15 protein-coding genes, 1 riboswitch and 1 other annotated feature are annotated in these 17,394 nt (G+C 52.4%); of the genes, 9 read left to right on the top strand and 6 right to left on the bottom strand.

The window, feature by feature from the left end:
• Nucleotides 1-88: 88 nt before the first annotated feature.
• The 3 genes from DI14_RS01445 to DI14_RS01455 all read right to left on the bottom strand — a co-directional run bounded on the left by DI14_RS01445 (nt 89) and on the right by DI14_RS01455 (nt 4,001).
• Nucleotides 89-730: a YitT family protein gene (locus tag DI14_RS01445; RefSeq protein WP_034804289.1), complete on the bottom strand. Its 642-nt coding sequence runs from the start codon at nt 728-730 to the stop codon at nt 89-91.
• A gap of 252 nt (nt 731-982) precedes the next feature.
• The gene (locus DI14_RS01450; protein WP_034804291.1) at nt 983-3,106 is read right to left on the bottom strand and encodes an MMPL family transporter; all 2,124 of its coding nucleotides are present in this window, start codon (nt 3,104-3,106) and stop codon (nt 983-985) included.
• A 103-nt stretch (nt 3,107-3,209) separates the two neighbouring features.
• Complete coding sequence (locus DI14_RS01455) at nt 3,210-4,001, bottom strand: hypothetical protein (protein ID WP_034804293.1); 792 nt, start codon at nt 3,999-4,001, stop codon at nt 3,210-3,212.
• A 139-nt stretch (nt 4,002-4,140) separates the two neighbouring features.
• On the opposite strand from DI14_RS01455, the gene DI14_RS15145 reads away from it, so the two are divergent.
• Nucleotides 4,141-4,305, top strand: a complete 165-nt coding sequence (locus DI14_RS15145; RefSeq protein ID WP_081825796.1) for a YycC family protein — start codon at nt 4,141-4,143, stop codon at nt 4,303-4,305.
• 18 nt (nt 4,306-4,323) lie between these two features.
• On the opposite strand, the gene pulA is transcribed toward DI14_RS15145, so the two are convergent.
• On the bottom strand, nt 4,324-6,318 hold the full coding sequence (gene pulA, locus DI14_RS01460) for a type I pullulanase (protein ID WP_034804295.1): 1,995 nt from the start codon (nt 6,316-6,318) through the stop codon (nt 4,324-4,326).
• A gap of 70 nt (nt 6,319-6,388) precedes the next feature.
• Here pulA and DI14_RS01465 point away from each other — a divergent pair, with 70 nt between their 5' ends.
• Both DI14_RS01465 and DI14_RS01470 read left to right on the top strand, forming a co-directional pair.
• A complete protein-coding gene (locus tag DI14_RS01465) occupies nt 6,389-6,880 on the top strand; it encodes a YajQ family cyclic di-GMP-binding protein (RefSeq protein WP_034804297.1) in 492 nt (163 codons plus the stop codon).
• Nucleotides 6,877-7,455 carry a metallophosphoesterase gene (locus DI14_RS01470; protein WP_034804299.1) on the top strand — a complete coding sequence of 193 codons (579 nt, stop codon included), beginning with the start codon at nt 6,877-6,879 and terminating at the stop codon, nt 7,453-7,455. The genes DI14_RS01465 and DI14_RS01470 overlap by 4 nt, the downstream gene beginning before the upstream one ends.
• Before the next feature lie 39 nt (nt 7,456-7,494).
• Here the strand turns inward: DI14_RS01470 and argS are convergent, their stop codons facing one another.
• Nucleotides 7,495-9,177: an arginine--tRNA ligase gene (gene argS, locus DI14_RS01475; protein WP_034804302.1), complete on the bottom strand. Its 1,683-nt coding sequence runs from the start codon at nt 9,175-9,177 to the stop codon at nt 7,495-7,497.
• A 52-nt stretch (nt 9,178-9,229) separates the two neighbouring features.
• Nucleotides 9,230-9,443: a binding site (T-box leader), on the bottom strand.
• 154 nt (nt 9,444-9,597) lie between these two features.
• Here argS and DI14_RS01480 point away from each other — a divergent pair.
• Nucleotides 9,598-11,277 (top strand): GGDEF domain-containing protein, encoded by a 1,680-nt coding sequence (locus DI14_RS01480; protein ID WP_034804305.1) that lies wholly within the window; start codon nt 9,598-9,600, stop codon nt 11,275-11,277.
• A gap of 96 nt (nt 11,278-11,373) precedes the next feature.
• A riboswitch (SAM riboswitch) is annotated at nt 11,374-11,469 on the top strand.
• A gap of 52 nt (nt 11,470-11,521) precedes the next feature.
• A complete protein-coding gene (locus tag DI14_RS01485; protein ID WP_034804307.1) occupies nt 11,522-12,823 on the top strand; it encodes a Na+/H+ antiporter NhaC family protein in 1,302 nt (433 codons plus the stop codon).
• A gap of 27 nt (nt 12,824-12,850) precedes the next feature.
• Here DI14_RS01485 and DI14_RS01490 read toward each other — a convergent pair whose 3' ends face one another.
• Entirely contained in the window at nt 12,851-13,495 is a 645-nt protein-coding gene (locus tag DI14_RS01490; RefSeq protein WP_034804310.1) for a TVP38/TMEM64 family protein, read from the bottom strand.
• Nucleotides 13,496-13,719: 224 nt separating this feature from the next.
• On the opposite strand from DI14_RS01490, the gene DI14_RS01495 reads away from it, so the two are divergent.
• The 4 genes from DI14_RS01495 to DI14_RS01510 all read left to right on the top strand — a co-directional run.
• Nucleotides 13,720-14,661, top strand: a complete 942-nt coding sequence (locus DI14_RS01495) for a rhodanese-related sulfurtransferase (RefSeq protein WP_034804313.1) — start codon at nt 13,720-13,722, stop codon at nt 14,659-14,661.
• 116 nt (nt 14,662-14,777) lie between these two features.
• Nucleotides 14,778-15,203: a divergent PAP2 family protein gene (locus tag DI14_RS01500; protein ID WP_029596250.1), complete on the top strand. Its 426-nt coding sequence runs from the start codon at nt 14,778-14,780 to the stop codon at nt 15,201-15,203.
• Between the two features lie 101 nt (nt 15,204-15,304).
• Entirely contained in the window at nt 15,305-16,528 is a 1,224-nt protein-coding gene (locus DI14_RS01505; protein ID WP_034804315.1) for a CdaR family transcriptional regulator, read from the top strand.
• Between the two features lie 129 nt (nt 16,529-16,657).
• Nucleotides 16,658-17,394: alanine dehydrogenase (locus DI14_RS01510; protein WP_034804318.1), on the top strand; the 737-nt coding region annotated here is incomplete at its 3' end.

Below are 17,394 nucleotides of genomic sequence, written 5' to 3' on the forward strand. Positions count from 1 at the left end.
TTCATCCCGAAGGGTGAGCTTGCGGCTTTAGCCGTGGGAGTGTCAAGAATCGCAAGTTCAATTCAATGATTTCAAACAAAAAACGATCTCACGCGAGATCGTTTTTTGGTGCAAGCTTCGGTTTCATGACTGCCGGCGCAGGCTGTTCAATCACATCGTCCGTCATCATCTTCGTGACGACACGTCCCGCGATCGAGACGGCGACGAGCGTATACAGTGCATTCGACAGCGGCAAATAGATGAGCGAAATCGCCAAGACGATCACATCGAAGGCGATGAGGATCGTTCCGACCGAAATTCCGGTCCACTTCGACAAGCCGAGTGCGAATAAATCGTCCCCTCCCGTCGCTCCGCCTGACTTTAAGACGAGCCCGAGACCGTAACCGGTCACGATACCGCTCGCGATGGCGGCAAAGAGCGTTGCCGGCCACACTTGTACGTCAAACGTGAGCAAGTCGAGCCGATCCCACATCGCATAGCTGAGCGAAAGTGACGACGCCGCAAGCACGGCTTGCCCGACGAAACGCCAGCCTTTCCACCACAATGCGACTAAAAAGAACGGGATGTCGAGTACGATCATCGAGATTGCCGGATCGATATCAAATAAATAGCGGCCGAGTAACGATAACCCGACGAAGCCCCCTTCTGCCAAACCAAACTGTTCATTCAAATAATAATAACCGAACGCCATAATCAGCGTTCCGAGCACTATGGTAGCAACTCGTTTCATTCCGATTGTCCTCCCCGTTTTCAACGGAGAGGAGGATCCTCAGTCGTAGCTGCGGTTCCATCTGTTCCATCTCCGATCTTCCGTTTGTTGATTTTTACATGAATTCAGCTGTAAAAACTCAACGCTAGAAGTCCGGCAGTTGGAACAGAGGCCACGTCCTCTCGGTATCCATAAAACCCTTCCTTTCTAAAATTGCGCGTAATAATAGAATCAGTTTACCACAATTTCAGTATTCTTTCATTAACTGTACATTTAGTGTAAGTTACGTTTCGGTAAATTCTTCTTGCCGAACCACCACCAGTTCCAGTCCCCGAACAGCTTCATCAAGGATGGGACAAGCAATATCCGGATGATTGTCGCATCAATAAAGATCGCGAGCGCAATCCCGACCCCGAGTTGCTTGATCGGACTGACACCGGTGAAGGCGAACGCGCCGGTGACGACGATCATGATGATTGCAGCGGACGTGATGATTTTACTCGTCTTCGCGAGTCCCATCTCCGTCGCGTAATCGTTGTCCCCGGTCTCCCGGTAATATTCTTCAATCCGTGAGACGAGGAACACCTCGTAATCCATCGACAGGCCGAACACGAGCGAGAAGATGAACACCGGCGTCAAAATACTGATCGTCTCGGCGTCATAGACGTAACCCGATTCGAAGATGATGACGAGAAGGCCGAACGTCGCTCCGAGACCGAGCACGTTCATGATAATCGCTTTGATTGGGATGAGAATGGAACGGAACGCCCACATGAGAATGATGAACGTCGCCAAGATGACGGTGATGACGGCATACGGGATACTGTCATAGATTTCCTCATAAATTTCTTCGTTAAACGCAGCCGGGCCCCCGACCTCGAATCCTTTCTCACGCCAGTCGCGGACGAACGCCTGCGCTTCTTTATCGCTCGGCGGTACATCAAAGCTGACGTTGACGAGCGCGAGGTCCGTATTGCCGTCAAGCGTGACGAGCCGGTCGAACGCCTCAAGTTGTTCCGGAGCAACTTCGGCGAGCTGTTGGAACGCTTCCGGTTCGAGCCCGGATGCCGTCAAGAACGTCGTGACGTTATCGACGATCGGTTCTTCGTTCAATTCGTCGGTCAACGCGACCAGCTCGTCCAAAATCATCGAGTCGGTCAAATCGTTCGTCTCGAACAAGAGGACTGCATCCGTCGCGGTCGCGCCAAACACATCATCCCAGCGTTCTAAGGCGGCACGTGACTCATACGATGTCGGCAACGCATCGGCGGCCGGAATGTTCAGCTCTAAATCGCGAACGAACCAAATGCTTGGCAACAAGAGGAGAAGCGCAACGAGCGTCATCACGACCGGACGTTTCATCACGAAACGGGCGAGCTGTTGCCAGCGCACTTCAGAACGGACCTCGTTCGTCTTGATGAGACGCCCTTTGTTGATCGCATCGCCGACGATGTAAAGTGCTGACGGCAACAGTGTGAGCGCCGATAGGACGGCACCGCCGACGGCGATGAGCGCGCCGAGCGCGATGGCTTGGAAGACGTCCACTTGAATGAACAACAACCCGGCCAAACCGACGAACACACAAAGCCCTGAGAAAAGAATCGAACGTCCCGCCGTTGCGACCGTCCGAACGATTGCCGCTTCCCGCGACTTCCCTTTTGCCAACTCTTCACGATAACGGTTGACGAGCAGGAGCGAGAAATCGATACCGAGCGCGATGGCAATCATGGCGACCGCGTTCAATACGAAAATCGAAAGCTCCATCGATTGGGCGAAGAAAAAGAGCGCCCCGGCGGCCACGATGAACGTGATCACCCCGACAAAGAGTGGCATGAACGCCGCGAGCGGTGTCCCGAAAACGAGCAAGAGAACGACGAGCGCGACCGGAATCCCGATCAGCTCGGCCCGAATCAAGTCGTTCTTCGATGCCTCGTTCAAATCATCGGCAAACACCGGCTCACCGGTCAAGCGTACGTCTGTATCCGTATTGGTGATCAACGCGTCCCGGACGGCCTCGATTGACGCCTCGGCCGTCTCGTAGTCGTCAAACTCGAGGAGCAAATACGCGACGTCTCCGGACCGCGCGTCCGGATTCTCATTCGGTGTGATGACACCTTCGACACCGTTCACCGTTTCGAGTTGATCGCGCTGTGCGTCGAGCACCGCGTCGAGGTCCCCGCCTTCAAGTAAGACGATCATCGACGCCCCGGCCCGGTCGAACCGGTCATTCAATTGATCTTCCACTTGGGCGAAGCGACCGTCTTGAATCGCAAACCCGTTCCCCCTCAACTCACCAGGGAGCTGTAGCCCGAAATAAACCGATACCGCCAATAGTACGGTCCAAATCGCGACGACTATGTAGCGCCAGCGGACCAAATGCTGTCCTAATCGTTCCATTCTTGTCCTCTCCTCTCCATCTCACAAGACTCTTCCCGTTTTGACGGTCTTTCATCAGAGTCTTCACAAAAAATTCCTGAACCTTGAATGAGGTTCAGGAACGTCAACGCTCGAACACTTGAATCCAGCTGTGACAAAACCGGCGTGGCGTTGACAAGACGACGAGCCGGTCACCCAACTCGTCTAACAACATGACTTTCAATAAGGCGTTCTCGGCACACACGTCAGAAGAGAAGCGTTCGTGCTCGCGGTCAAACAACTGGAACGACGTCGTCGACGTGATGGCGGTCGTCGTTCCGATTTGGTCGACGATGACCGTATCTCGCTCCCCGCCGTACGGGATGACCCACCGTTCCTTCGCCGCGACATCTTCTACGAGAAAACGTCGATTCAATTCATCATACAACGTGACAAGCCCCGGTGCAGTGAAGCGTTCAAAATCATAGTCCGGTTGATACGCCAAGTCGATGACGGCACCGAACGTAGGGACTTCCTCGTAACGGCTGTAGCGGAACGTCTTGTCGCGCACGTTCAAGGCGACGAGATCGGACTCTGCCGAGTACAAGTATAGATCGTCCCCGTCCCAATGCGATAAGTTACTGAACCAATCCTCGTGAAACGCGCGTGGTATCGGATGAGATTCCATCGTCCCTGTTTTGAGGTCGAGGACTCCGTATGTTTGCAAGTCGCGGAACATCGCGACCGCTTTCTTTCCATGTGGCTCTATATAAAGTGCGCACGGCGTCCATTCCCATGCGAGTTTCCATTGGATTTGAAACGTCTCGTCAAAAAATAGAAAACCGGTTTGCGCCAAATACAACATCCATCCTCCACCGACACGCTCTAACCATTCGACTGTCTGATGAAATTGATAGTCTGCGACTTGTTTGTACATTTGATCACTTCCTAGCTTAAGCTTAGCAACGACCGAACCGTTTGACGATTTTCAATGTGTTCCGCGAACACATTCTCATTCCATCCCGTTTTACTGTATACTGACGGTAATGAATGAATGGAACGAAAGGAGGGAGCGAATGCGCCCACTTCAACTATCACCCGAGACCGCGGTCGAACTTGCCAAGAAATTAAACGTACCACTCGAGGAACTGATGCATATGCCAAGACACATCCTCGTTCAAAAAATGATGCAACTTGAAGCAAGCGAAGCCGAGGCACCAGACGAAAAGGAGACGGAATGACGTCTCCTTTTCTTGTGCTCACTTTTGCTTGTTCTTGCGTTTTTTCGTGACGTACCAGAGACCGAGGAGCGCGAGCGCGGCCCCACCGGCGACAGCGTACTTGCTGTAATCCGGACGACGTTCCGTCACGACGAGCGTCGATAATGGCGCAATCGTCATATGACGGTCTTCGATGAGACGCGGTGCCGTCAAATTGACCGTATGATCTTCGACATGGACCTCGAACTTCCCGGACGGCAACTTCACGTCGACCGCTTCTTCGAGTCCGTTATGGTATACGAGATGGCGTTCGACGTAACCTTCGACGTGGCGACTCAGTTCAAAGGCGATGACGCCCTCGTCTTCATCGAAGAAACGTAAATGTTTACGAATCTGTTCCGCGTTCTCAAGACGGAACAACGGATATTGTTTGCGCAGGCTGATCAAGCCCTTCACATATTCGACGCTCGGCGTCTCTTGCTCGGCCCGCGTCCAATCCAAACGGTTGACGACCTCCCCCGAATTGAAGCTGTTCTCGTCCCCGTCTTTCGTGCGGAAGAACTCTTGACCGCTATGCAGGAACGGGATGCCTTGACTGAGCAACACAATCGATGTCGCGAGACGATGCCGGCGGCGGCGTGTCGTCTCATCGTCGTCCGGATTCGTAACGGCCAGTTTGTCCCAAAGCGTCAAGTTGTCATGGCACTCGACATAGTTCACGACTTGGTTCGGTTCGTCAGCAAAGCTTTGGCTCGTAACTGCACCGGCAATCCCACGTTTGACGTCCGCCGTCATATCCGCGTTGCCGCTGATCCAACCTGGCAAGTCTTCGATGAACACATCCCCACGGACACCGTCGCGAATCGCGTCGTTGAACTGGGCGATGCGCGGCATCTTGTGGGCGTTATGTTGGTTCGCTTTTTTACGGACCGGAAGCGGTGTGTCGAGATCCCAGCCTTCTCCGGTCACGAGAATCGATGGGTCGACGCGATCGAGCGCCCTGCGGACCTGGTTCATCGTCTTGACGTCATGAAGTCCCATCAAATCGAAGCGGAAGCCATCAATCATGAACTCTTTCGCCCAATACGACACACATTCGACGATCAATTTGCGCATCATCGCCCGTTCGGACGCCGTATCGTTCCCGCACGCCGAACCGTCGGCGAGCGTACCGTCCTCGTTCAAGCGGTAATAGTAGTCCGGTACGAACTGTCCGAGCGGCGTCGTCAATGCATCATACGTATGGTTGAACACGACGTCCATGATGACACGGATGCCACGATCGTGAAGTGCTTGAATCATCGCTTTCAACTCGATGATGCGAGCGGCCGGATCATCCGCTGAGGAAGCGTATGAGCCTTCGACGGCAAAATAGTGGACCGGGTCATAGCCCCAATTATAATTCGCCTCACTCTCGCGTGACTCATTCACTGAACCGTAATCGAAGAACGGCATGAGTTGGAGATGCGTGACGCCAAGCCCAGTAATATAGTCGAGACCCGTCGGATAACCCGTCGGTGTCTTCGTTCCGACTTCGGTCATCCCGAGGAATTTCCCGCGATGCATGACACCACTGTCCGGATGACTCGTCAAATCACGGACGTGCGCTTCATAGATGACCGCTTCTTGTGACGAGTGGAAGAGCGGACGTTCTTTGACCCAATGGTCTGGGTTGAGCGTAGATGGGTCGAGCAGACACCCGCGCTTCCCATTGATCCCGACGACTTTTGCATACGGGTCGAGCGATTCGATACGCTTCCCAGCTACGACCGCCTCGAACACATAAAACTGACCTTCAAACAAAGCACGATCGAGTTCGATGACCCACGTCCCTTTCTCGGCCCGTTCTAACGACAACCGTTCGAACTTCCGCGCTCGCGGTGTCCGGTATAGTTTTACCGTCATCTCTTCGGCAACCGGTGACCAGACCCGCAACCGGATGAGGTCACTTTTAAACGTCACCCCGAGGTCTTTGCCGTGATATGCCATATGGTCTAAATCTACATTTGTCTGTTGATCGATAGTATGTTCCATCTCTTTCACTCCTTCACTACTTCAAATCTGCTATCATTATAACAAAACCCTCATAAAGGATGGATGAAACATGGCAAAAGACAATTCTTTTGATATCGTGTCAGAAATGAACCTCGAAGAAGTGAAAAACGCGATTCAAATTGCGGAGAAAGAAATTTTGAACCGCTACGACTTCAAAGGGTCAAAGAGTGAGATGTCACTTGAAAACGGTGACCTCGTCCTCGTCTCCGATGATGACTACAAACTCGAGCAATTAAAAGACGTCCTCATCACGAAGATGATTAAACGTGGCGTCCCAACGAAAAACCTCGACTATCAAAAAGTCGAGCGCGCCCTCGGCGGCACCGTCCGTCAACGCGTGAAATTGAAGAGTGGGATCGACAAAGATGACGCGAAGAAAATCAACAACGCCATTAAAGAATCGAAACTGAAAGTGAAGTCACAAATTCAAGACGACCAAATCCGCGTCACGGGCAAGTCGCGCGATGACCTGCAGGCCGTCATGCAACTCGTTCGCGACCTCGAGTTGTCGGTCGACGCCCAGTTCACGAATTACCGATGAAACTCGCCATCATCAGTGACCCACACGGTTCGTTCGCTGATTTGAAAGCCGTCCTCGAATCCATCCGGCGCGAGACCGAACACATTCTCTGTCTCGGCGACTTATACGAGTGCCATATCGGCAAAAAGCGGCGGAATGAACGCTTCCATGACGTGGCAGATGTCGTCACGTACGACCCGGACTATGAGGCGCTCCTCACGTTCCCGAGCCTGCGTGGCAATCAAGAGGAACGAATCGATGAAGTCCTCGTCGTGGCGCACCCGATCAAGACGCGCATCGCGCTCTTACCGGAACAGACGACGCTCGATGAGGCATTGTTTTTGCATGGCCATCAAGTGAAGTGGAACGAGGACTGGGAGCCAATCGTCGACAAAGGCAAGTATCCGCTCGTCTTTATCGGGCACAGTCATATCCCCGGCATTTACCGAAAAGGTCGCTCGTTGCCTTGGGAGATTGGGACGCCGTTCAAATTGAAAAAGAAACGCTACGTGATCAACGTCGGCGCGGTCATCTTCGACCGGGAATGGTGTTTGTACGATACCGAAGCACGAACCGCGACACGGATGAAGGCATAAGAAAAGGGACCTTAAAAAAACAGGTCCCTTTTGTCGTGCTTACATTTCCTCTGGAGCTTGAACACCAATCAAACGGAGTCCTTCTGTCAAGACGATTGTCACCGCTTTAACGAGGGCGAGACGCGACTGTTTGCCGGCGTCTTCTTCGAGGACACGGACGTGGCCGTAATACTTGTTGAACGCTTGTGCCAAATCGAGAACGTAGCGGCTGATGATTGACGGCTCACGACGCTCGTGGGCGCGTGTGATGACGTGTGGGAACGCGTTGAGCATCGTCACGACACCCCATGTGTAATCGTCGTCTGCACCGGTGAAAGCCGAGCCGTCGTAATTCCCTTTACGAAGAAGTGAGTTCGCGCGTGCGTTCGTGTACTGCACGTACGGACCTGTCTCCCCTTCAAACTTGAGCATGCTATCGAGGTCGAACTCGATGTTGTTGATGCGTTCATTCTTCAAATCGTGGAAGATGACCGCGCCGACACCGACCATGCGTGCCACGTCGTCCGCGTTCGCAAGTTCCGGGTTCTTCTGAGCGATGTTCGCTTGTGCTTTCTCGATTGCTTCTTTGAGCACTTCCTCGAGCAAGACGATGCGACCTTTACGTGTCGACATCTTTTTCCCTTCTTGCAAAATCAAGCCGAACGGCACGTGGTGCATACCGTCGACGAAGTCGTAGCCGAGTTTACGAAGAACCGAGAACAGCTGCTTGAAGTGAAGCGCCTGCTCACCGCCGACGACGTAGTTCGCTTGGACGAAGTTGTACGTCTCATGACGATAGACGGCAGCTGCCAAGTCGCGTGTCGCATAGAGCGTCGCGCCGTCTTTCTTTTTAATCAAACATGGTGGCAAGTTCTCATCTTCAAGCGAGACGACCATCGCCCCTTCACTTTCGACGAGAAGGTTTTTCTCTTCGAGCATGGCGACAACACGATCCATCTTGTCGTTATAGAACGCTTCCCCGCTAAAGCTGTCGAATTCGACACCGAGGAGGTCGTATACTTTTTGGAACTCTTTGAGTGATTCGTCACGGAACCACGTCCACAGCTCAGTCGCTTCCTCGTTGCCGTCTTCAAGTTTCTTGAACCACGCACGGCCCTCATCTTCAAGTTCCGGTTGAGTCTTCGCTTCTTCGTGGAAATGGACGTAGAGCTTCAAGAGCTCAGCAATCGGATGTGCCCGGACCGCTTCCTCGTCGCCCCATTTTTTATAGGCGACCATCAGTTTACCGAACTGTGTGCCCCAATCTCCGAGGTGGTTGATGCCGACGACGTCATAGCCGTTTTTACGGGCGATTTGGTTGATGGCATTCCCGATCACCGTTGAACGAAGGTGTCCCATCGAGAACGGTTTGGCGATGTTCGGTGACGAGAAATCGGTGACGATTGTCTCGTTGCGTGTCGCATGCGTCGCATAGTCCGCTTGTTCATCGAGCACCGTGTTGATGATTTCTTGTGAGACGACGTCACGGCTCAAGAAGACGTTCACATACGGGCCGGCCGCCTCGACTTTCGTGAACAACTCATCGTTCAAGTCGTTTGCGATATCCGTCGCGATCATGACCGGTGCTTTACGATAGGCTTTCGCAAGTTGGAAACACGGGAAAGCAAGGTCCCCGTGTGCCTCATGTTTCGGTTTTTCAATCAATGCTTCAATCTGGTCGAGCGTCAACTCGTCCCCGATGACACGGGACAAGGCTTCCGCATATTTGCGTTCATAACTCATTCTAATTCCTCCTTATCATTTGTTCATAAAAAAAACGCCCTTTGCACAGATGCAAAGAGACGGGATGGCCCGCGGTACCACTCTTCTTGCCTGCATGACGCAGACCGCTTTATCGGTGATAACGGGGGTCCCCCGGCTACGCCTACTCAAGGTTCGGGTAGCATCTCAAAAGTGCGTTTCGCGATGTCTGTCAGCCTAGGCTCTCACCAATCCCTAGGTCGCTTTGTTGACTCGACGATCGTTACTCTCTTTTTCATCGACTTTCGTCTATGTGGTTGAAAAGCAATTTCATTATAGAGGATATTTCATATAGACTCAATGCTAGAATTCCGCCATTATGGTGGATAGGCAGGACTCGGGCGTGATTGTGCCGAATCTTCTACCATACATAATTGAATTTTTCCCACATAGGAGGGAACCATGAACCATTTCCGCAAGATGTCCGTCCTCGGTTGGAGTATTTGGAGTATGCTATTCAGTTTGACGCTCATCTTGTTCGCTACAGGCGTATTAAACATGCCGGCCATCGAGCCGTTACCGTTCATCTTGATTGCGTTGCTCGTCATTACTTTTCAAATGGACTCCATTGAACGGAAAGGCGTCTACTTTACATTTTCAGAAAGTATCGTCTTAATTATTTTTTTATTCTTTGATTTTGAGACAGCGCTGTTCGTCAATCAGATTGGACTACTCGTCTTCCAGTTCGTCAACTTGAAACCGCGCGTCGCGCTTCGACGGTTCCGTTTTACGTATCCGTGGAACGCCATCACGTCGTTTTTGGAAATCGCCATCCCGGCCAGCGTCTACTTGGCACTCGGTGGTGTGACCGGTCTCGGTTTTTATTCCCAAGATTCGTTTCTGCCGCTTGCCGGCTTGATTGTGGCCATCATCTTAAACACGGTCGTACAAAAGTATCAAGTCGGTTGGTGGTTCCGTGTCGATATCCCGGTCCGCGACTTTCTAAACATCGCGTTTTACACGTATATCGTCAGTCTCGTCTTCATTTTAGCAGCCTCGCTCTTCCGTGAGACGAACTTGCTTGTCGTCAGCAGTATCGCCGCCGCACTCACCTTCTTTATTAAGCGGCTCATCATCCAGAAAGGTCGGCAAGACGCCTTCAAATCGTTGATTGAACAATATGATGAGGCAAAAGAAGCCGTGTCGTTGTCACAAAGCGAGGCGCAAGCGATTGAGGTGTTCCTCAGTCAATGTGAACGACTCAACGAGTACGACGAAGGGTTCGTCGAGTTCAAACTGTTCGACCGCACACTTTACTTTGATTTAAAGACGCGCCAGCCGATCGATCGCCACGTCGTCTTTGATTTACTCGATGCAACCTATCCGAACGAAGCTTCGGTCGAGTATGAGATGCGCTTTGAATGGGACGCCCCGTTATCGAACGAGTTCGATGAAGACTATCATAGCTTCATCTCGGTCCGTTCCGAGGAAATCGAAGGCATCCGCACGTGGCTCGTCATGACCGGCGAGCACGTCTATGGCTATCCGCCCATCATTCAACGTGAGATTGTCAAACTGCTCAAATCGTTCAATCGAACGATCAGTCGTTGTCATGAACGCGACCGCCTCTATACCGAGAGCCGGACGGACAGCTTGACGTTGCTTGCCAATGCACGGGCTTTTTATGAATACGGGATTCAACAAATCTCGGACGGCTCGATGTATCCGATTTCCGTCGCAATGCTCGATATCGACTTCTTCAAAAAAATCAACGACACGCACGGTCATCAAGTCGGAGACAGCGTGCTCCAAGAGTTTGGTCGCCGCATCCGCCAAGTGCTCCGCACCGATGATTTCGCAGCCCGTTATGGCGGCGAGGAGTTCATCTTGCTGTTGAACCGATGCGATGTCGAAGCCGCCGTCGAGATTGCCGAGCGCATCCGTCAACAAATCGAAACCAAACCATTCCACGTCGACGGAATCGATATCCCAGTGACCGCCTCAATCGGCGTCGATACGATTCAAGCGTTCGGTGACAAACGACTAGACGATACGATTCGCAACGCCGACCGAGCGCTTTACGTCGGCGGGAAGTACGCAGGACGCAACCGCGTCGCCCATTACAATTTTTTGACGTCCTGACTCGCCCCCACGTGCATCGCGTGGGGGTTTGCTATTGACAAGCAGATTTGAAACAGGTACGTTAGGGAACGTGTCTTATAACTAAATATCACAACTTTTTTATCAAGAGAGACTGAGGGACTGGCCCGATGACGTCTCGGCAGCGGGTAACCTGTGCCAAATCCAGCGAGCGGTCTGCTCGAAAGATGAAAAAAGTGTTTCTTGTAGAGAGAGCCTTTTTTCAGAAGGCTCTCTTTTTATTTTTATGAATGAGGTGAATCGATTGGAACAACCAACAGCTAACAAATGGGCGCTTTTGCCCTTACTCGTCTTCCTCGTCTTCTTTATCGGGGCAGGCATCTACTATGACGATTTTTATAAATTTCCCGTCTTGATTGCGGCCTTGATTGCCGTCATCGTCGCGGCGATGATGACGAAAGGAAGCGTCACCCAGACGGTCGAACGTGTCGCCCAAGGCGCCGGCAACCCAAGCATCTTGATCATGGTGTTCATCTTCTTGCTCGCCGGCGCGTTTTCAAGCGTCGCCGAAGCAATCGGGGCGATTGATGCGACCGTCAATGCGGCATTGACGTTATTACCGCCTTCGCTCCTCTTGAGCGGCCTGTTCGTCATCGCGGCCTTCATCTCAATGGCGATGGGCACATCGACCGGGACGATTGCCGCACTGGCGCCGATCGCCCTCGGCATCCATGAGGAGAGCGGCGTCAATATCGCCATCGCAGCAGCGGCCGTCGTTGGCGGTGCCATGTTCGGTGATAACTTGTCGTTCATTTCGGACACGACGATTGCAGCCGTCCGCACCCAAAGGACGAACATGCGCGACAAGTTCCGGACTAACTTTTGGATCGTCTTGCCGGCAGCCGTCATCACAACGATTTTGCTCGCCGTCTTATCGAGCGGTGAATCGACCATCGAGCCGGCAGCGTTTGAATGGTATAAGCTGATTCCATACCTTGCGGTCATCGTGCTCGCCTTGACGGGAATGAACGTCATCCTCGTCTTGCTCGGCGGCATCGCCCTGACCGGCATCATCGGTCTGTTGGACGGCAGTCTAGCCGTCACCACGTACGTCACCGCCATGGCGGACGGCATGATGGGCATGGCCGAGATTTCACTCCTGACATTGCTCATGGGTGGGCTCGTCGGACTCATCTCGCATAACGGCGGACTCACGTACTTGCGTGACGCGCTCACGTCCCGAATTAAAAGACGGGCCGGCGCGGAGTGGAGCATCGCCGGGCTCGTCAGTGCGACAAACGTCGCGACGGCGAACAACACGATTTCGATTCTCGTGGCTGGTCCGCTCGCCGCGAACATCGCCGACGATTATGACATCGAACGTAAAAAGTCAGCGAGTGTACTCGATATCTTCTCGTGTGGGGTCCAAGGTCTGTTGCCTTATGGGGCACAGCTTCTCATTGCGGCCGAACTGACGAACACAGCGTCACCGGCGCTCGTTCCGTATATGTTCTATCCGTTCTTGTTGTTCATTTGCGGAGGATTGGCCATCGCCTTCAACTTCCCGCGTTTCAAAAAACGCGCTTAACGAAAACGGCCTTGTGAAGCAGTCGCTTCACAAGGTCGTTTGTCGTTTCGCTTCAAGTTCACGTTTCAGCTGCTCGTTCCGTTTTCTGAAGGCACGCCGTTTAAGCAGTTCTTCGAGTCCACGGCTGATGGCCCATAGGACAATCAGTAATAAGACGAGCATCGATAATCGGAACGGGCTTTGGATAAACTCTTCCCACTGGTCGCCAATGACAGAGAAAATCAAGACGACGAGCAACTTGCCGAACCCGGCCGCCATGATGAACGTACGGAGTGGCATTTGAATGAGCGCGAGTAAGTATGTGATCAAGCTGACCGGAATAAACGGGAGCGAGTACAGAAACCCGAGTGAGACCGGACTCATGTGCTTGATGCGTTCGAGCCAATAGACGCCTTGCTTATGTCTCTCGAGCCACCGCGTCATCGGCTTTCGGAACACGTAGCGAACAGCTACAAACACAAGAATTGTTCCGAGCAAACTCCCGATCCAAGACAGTAACGTCCCAAGCAAAAATCCATATGTCGCTGCGTTCGCCGAGATGATGAGGACGAATGGGAGAAATGGAAAGATCGCCTCCAGGAACGGTGCCCCGAGTCCTGCCCAAGGTCCGCCCGGAAGTCCTTGTAGCCATTCAATCAAGTTTAAAATATATTGTTGGAGTGATGTCAGCATGTCAGTTTCCACCTTCAACTTTCGTTATTCCTTTTTACCCGATTTCGCTCAGGAAGACGCATCCCCCTGCCCACCGCCGTAAAAAAATAAAAAGTATTTGCGAAATTCAGCTGTGATATCTATCATATAATATGGACTTGTGGTTGCAGGCAAGTCCGTTCGTCGAACGACACAACCCAACGTTCGTTTTCCTGCAAAAAACTGAACACAGGGGAGTAACACACATGGAAACAAAACCAATGCGGGTCTTGCTGTACTATAAGTACGTCAATATCGAAGACCCAGAAACGCTCACACAAGAGCACCTCAAGTATTGCAAGGATCTCGGCATCAAAGGACGCATCTTGATTTCTTCCGAAGGAATCAACGGGACGTGCTCTGGGACTTGGGAACAGACCGAGCAATACATGAACGACTTGAAAGCGAACCCGCTATTCAGCGACATCGAGTTCAAAATCGATGAAGTCGAAGAGCATGCGTTCTCGAAAATTTTTGTCCGTCATAAGAAAGAGCTTGTGACGTGGCGCTTTGATGGTGAGTTCGACGTGCCTAAACAGCACGGTGCATACCTCGAACCGGCAGAATGGAAAGAGATGATGAATCGCGACGATGTCGTCATCCTCGACGTTCGTAACAACTACGAGTACGATCTTGGTCACTTTAAAAACGCGATCAAAATCGATGTAGAGGCTTCTCGTTACATGCCAGATTGGCTCGAAGAGAACAAGGACCTCTACGAAGGGAAAACGTTACTCACGTACTGTACCGGAGGCGTCCGTTGCGAGAAATTTACCGCATATATGCGTGACCAAGGTCACGACAACATTTTCCACCTTAAGGGCGGCGTCGCCATGTACGGCAAAGACGAAGCCACGAAAGGCGAGGACTGGGAAGGTGAGCTTTACGTCTTTGACGAGCGCATCAACGTCCCGGTCAACACGGTCAACCCGTCCGTTGTTTCGGAGTGCATGCACTGCGGAACGAAGACGGTCCGCTACGTTAATTGTGCCAACCCGGTGTGTAATGCCCAACACTTCTGTTGTGAAGAGTGTGAACCAAAACAAATGCGTTCATGCTCGAAAGAGTGCCAGGAGCATCCACGCAACCGCTATATCATCGAGAATATCGCGGACAAACTTCAGGAGACTGAAGGCGTCGTCGGGTAACAAAAATCGACCAGAAAGCACTTCGAGCCTACGCTCGGGGTGCTTTTTTGACAGAAACTTTACGTCTAGCCGATGACAGAATCGGGTATAGTGTAGATACCATTGTCAGACAGGAAGTGAATCGATTGCTCTTTAACGAACCTTTACTCGCCGCCTTGCTTGCTTGGTTCATCGCACAAGCAGCTAAGCTCGTAACCGAACTCATTAAAACACGAGATTTTGAATTAGAAATCATGTTTGCCTCGGGTGGGATGCCAAGTTCCCACTCTTCGACCGTCGTCGCCTTAGCGACCGTCATCGGTCGAATCGAAGGGCTCGATTCCAGCATGTTCGCGCTCGCCTTGATTTTTGCGACAATCGTCATGTACGATGCGACCGGTGTGCGTCAGGCGGTCGGATTCCAGGCCCGCTTGTTAAACGACTACTTCAAAGGAATCAAGCACGAGACGCCCATCTTAAATGAACTGGTCGGTCATACCCCGTTCCAAGTCATCGTCGGTGCCTTGCTCGGTCTCGTGGTCGGACTGTTTTTCCCAATTTAATGTGAATGATGCAGGCATGTCGTTCCTCCTTCTAAAAACTCACCATCTTTTTGTGAACTTTCACAACAGAGACGGTATAGTGAAAGAGAGGAGGAATCGACATGCCTTTTTTGCAGAAATCTTATGAGTCGCTCGATACGCTCGCCGAAGCAATCGGACAAGCGATTCGGGCCCCCATCACGATTGAAAACCGACACCATCAGTTACTGGCCTATAGCACCCATCCCGACTCGACCGATCCGGCACGTATCGCGACGATTATCGGCCGCCGTGTCCCGGAGGCGGTCATCGAGGACTTATGGGAAAGCGGGATTCTTCAAGAAGTGATTGACCGTGACGAACCGGTCGTCATCCCTGCTCGAATGGCTGTCGGACTAGGCGAACGAGCAGCCGTCGTCATCAAACAACAAGGTGACGTGCTCGGTTACATTTGGAGTCTGGCCCGAACGACGCCGTTCTCGGAACAAGAACTCACCGTCCTACAAGAAGGAGCGAACATCGCCAAAAAGCTACTGATGACCATCGCGATGCACGAGCGGCGCATCGATGCCGAATTGGAACGCTTCTTTTTAGAAGTGCTGGCCACTCCCGTCTTATCGCCACCCCACCGCGACCGCTTGAATGAGCTCGCACCGATTGCCGTCGCCAGCCGCCTCACCGTGATTGAATGTGCCCAGCCGGTCACCCCACAACTGGCGGAACGACTGTTTTATGTATTAGCGACCCAGCAAGCGATTGAAGTCGTCCTGCACGCTATCGATGGCCAGCAACTACTCGTCTGGCATTATATGAAATCGGACTTGGCCGAGGAAGAAGCGGCGCTCTTACAGTGGGCTGACCGTTTTGAAAGTCAGCTCCGAGACAAGTTCATTGAAGCGGAGCCGCGTCTTGGCATCAGTCGACGCTTTTTTGAGAGCGATATGCTCTATGCGGCGATGGAAGAAGCACGACGCGTTACGTCGCTTCGCCGAAAGTTCCCGTATGAGCTTGCGACATCGCGCACGTTCGAACAAATCGGAATTTATCAGCTCGTTCCCGATTTGGCCCGACGCATCGGGCTTCGTCTCGAGACGCATCCGACCATCGAGCGCCTACAGGCGTATGACGTCACGCATCATACCGAGCTCGTCACGACGCTCGAATGGTATTTCTATTTTGATGGGAACGTCAAGCGTGTCGCCGCTCATCTTCACATCCATCCGAACACCGTGCTCTACCGGATTCGGCGGATTGAAGAACTGACGAACATCACACAAGTCTCGCTCCCTGAACGGGCCGCCGTTTATCTCGCCATTAAGGCCGGTCAATACCGCCAAGACGATTGACGCCTACTTTGTGTTTTTTCACAAAGTGGGCGTTATCACTTTTAGAATCCATGCTAAAGACAGCGTTTTCGGATGGGTCTATACTAAAGGTGTGAACAAATTGTGTCAGTAGAGAAAGGGGAACTTTACATGAAAATCGGGGTATTGAAAGAGATTAAAAACAACGAAAACCGCGTCGCCTTGACGCCGATGGGTGCAGCCGTATTGACAGAGCTCGGGCATGACGTGCTCGTTGAAACGGAAGCAGGCGTAGGGAGCGGCTTCACGAACATGGAATATGTTGACGCTGGTGCGACAATCGTCGACACGGCAGCAGACGTATGGAACCACGTCGAGCTCGCGCTCAAAGTAAAGGAACCGCAACCATCGGAATATCGTTATTTCCGTCCTGACTTGACCCTCTTCACTTACTTGCATTTGGCGGCCGAACCAGAACTCACGAAAGCACTCGTCGATTCTGGTGTGACGGCTATCGCCTATGAGACGGTCGAGATCGACCGCACATTGCCGCTCCTCACACCGATGAGCGAAGTGGCCGGACGGATGGCTGCTCAAATCGGCGCCCAAATCCTTGAAAAACCGCACGGTGGAAAAGGGATTCTCTTGTCTGGCCTGCCAGGCGTACCACGTGCGAACGTCACCGTCATCGGGGGCGGTGTCGTCGGGATGAATGCCGCCCGCATCGCGATTGGTCTTGGTGCCAACGTCACGATTATGGATATCAGCCCGGCTCGCCTGCGCCAAATCGATGATCAGTTCGGTAACACAATCAACACACTCATCTCAAACAGCTATAACATCGCCAAACAAGTCGCTGAAAGTGACCTTGTCATCGGTGCCGTCCTCATTCCAGGCGCGAAAGCACC

The sequence above is a fragment of the Exiguobacterium sp. AB2 genome (assembly GCF_000696055.1).
Taxonomy (GTDB): domain Bacteria; phylum Bacillota; class Bacilli; order Exiguobacteriales; family Exiguobacteriaceae; genus Exiguobacterium; species Exiguobacterium alkaliphilum.

Bases quoted from the DNA above. Each gene is read 5' to 3' on its own strand.
- DI14_RS01465 (WP_034804297.1), top strand. From the start codon at position 6,389: ATGGCAAAAGACAATTCTTTTGATATCGTGTCAGAAATGAACCTCGAA.
- DI14_RS01505 (WP_034804315.1), top strand. From the start codon at position 15,305: ATGCCTTTTTTGCAGAAATCTTATGAGTCGCTCGATACGCTCGCCGAA.
- DI14_RS01450 (WP_034804291.1), bottom strand. From the start codon at position 3,106: ATGGAACGATTAGGACAGCATTTGGTCCGCTGGCGCTACATAGTCGTC.
- DI14_RS01490 (WP_034804310.1), bottom strand. From the start codon at position 13,495: ATGCTGACATCACTCCAACAATATATTTTAAACTTGATTGAATGGCTA.
- DI14_RS01485 (WP_034804307.1), top strand. From the start codon at position 11,522: ATGAATGAGGTGAATCGATTGGAACAACCAACAGCTAACAAATGGGCG.
- DI14_RS01480 (WP_034804305.1), top strand. From the start codon at position 9,598: ATGAACCATTTCCGCAAGATGTCCGTCCTCGGTTGGAGTATTTGGAGT.
- DI14_RS01470 (WP_034804299.1), top strand. From the start codon at position 6,877: ATGAAACTCGCCATCATCAGTGACCCACACGGTTCGTTCGCTGATTTG.
- pulA (WP_034804295.1), bottom strand. From the start codon at position 6,318: ATGGAACATACTATCGATCAACAGACAAATGTAGATTTAGACCATATG.
- DI14_RS01445 (WP_034804289.1), bottom strand. From the start codon at position 730: ATGAAACGAGTTGCTACCATAGTGCTCGGAACGCTGATTATGGCGTTC.
- DI14_RS01455 (WP_034804293.1), bottom strand. From the start codon at position 4,001: ATGTACAAACAAGTCGCAGACTATCAATTTCATCAGACAGTCGAATGG.
- argS (WP_034804302.1), bottom strand. From the start codon at position 9,177: ATGAGTTATGAACGCAAATATGCGGAAGCCTTGTCCCGTGTCATCGGG.
- DI14_RS15145 (WP_081825796.1), top strand. From the start codon at position 4,141: ATGCGCCCACTTCAACTATCACCCGAGACCGCGGTCGAACTTGCCAAG.
- DI14_RS01495 (WP_034804313.1), top strand. From the start codon at position 13,720: ATGGAAACAAAACCAATGCGGGTCTTGCTGTACTATAAGTACGTCAAT.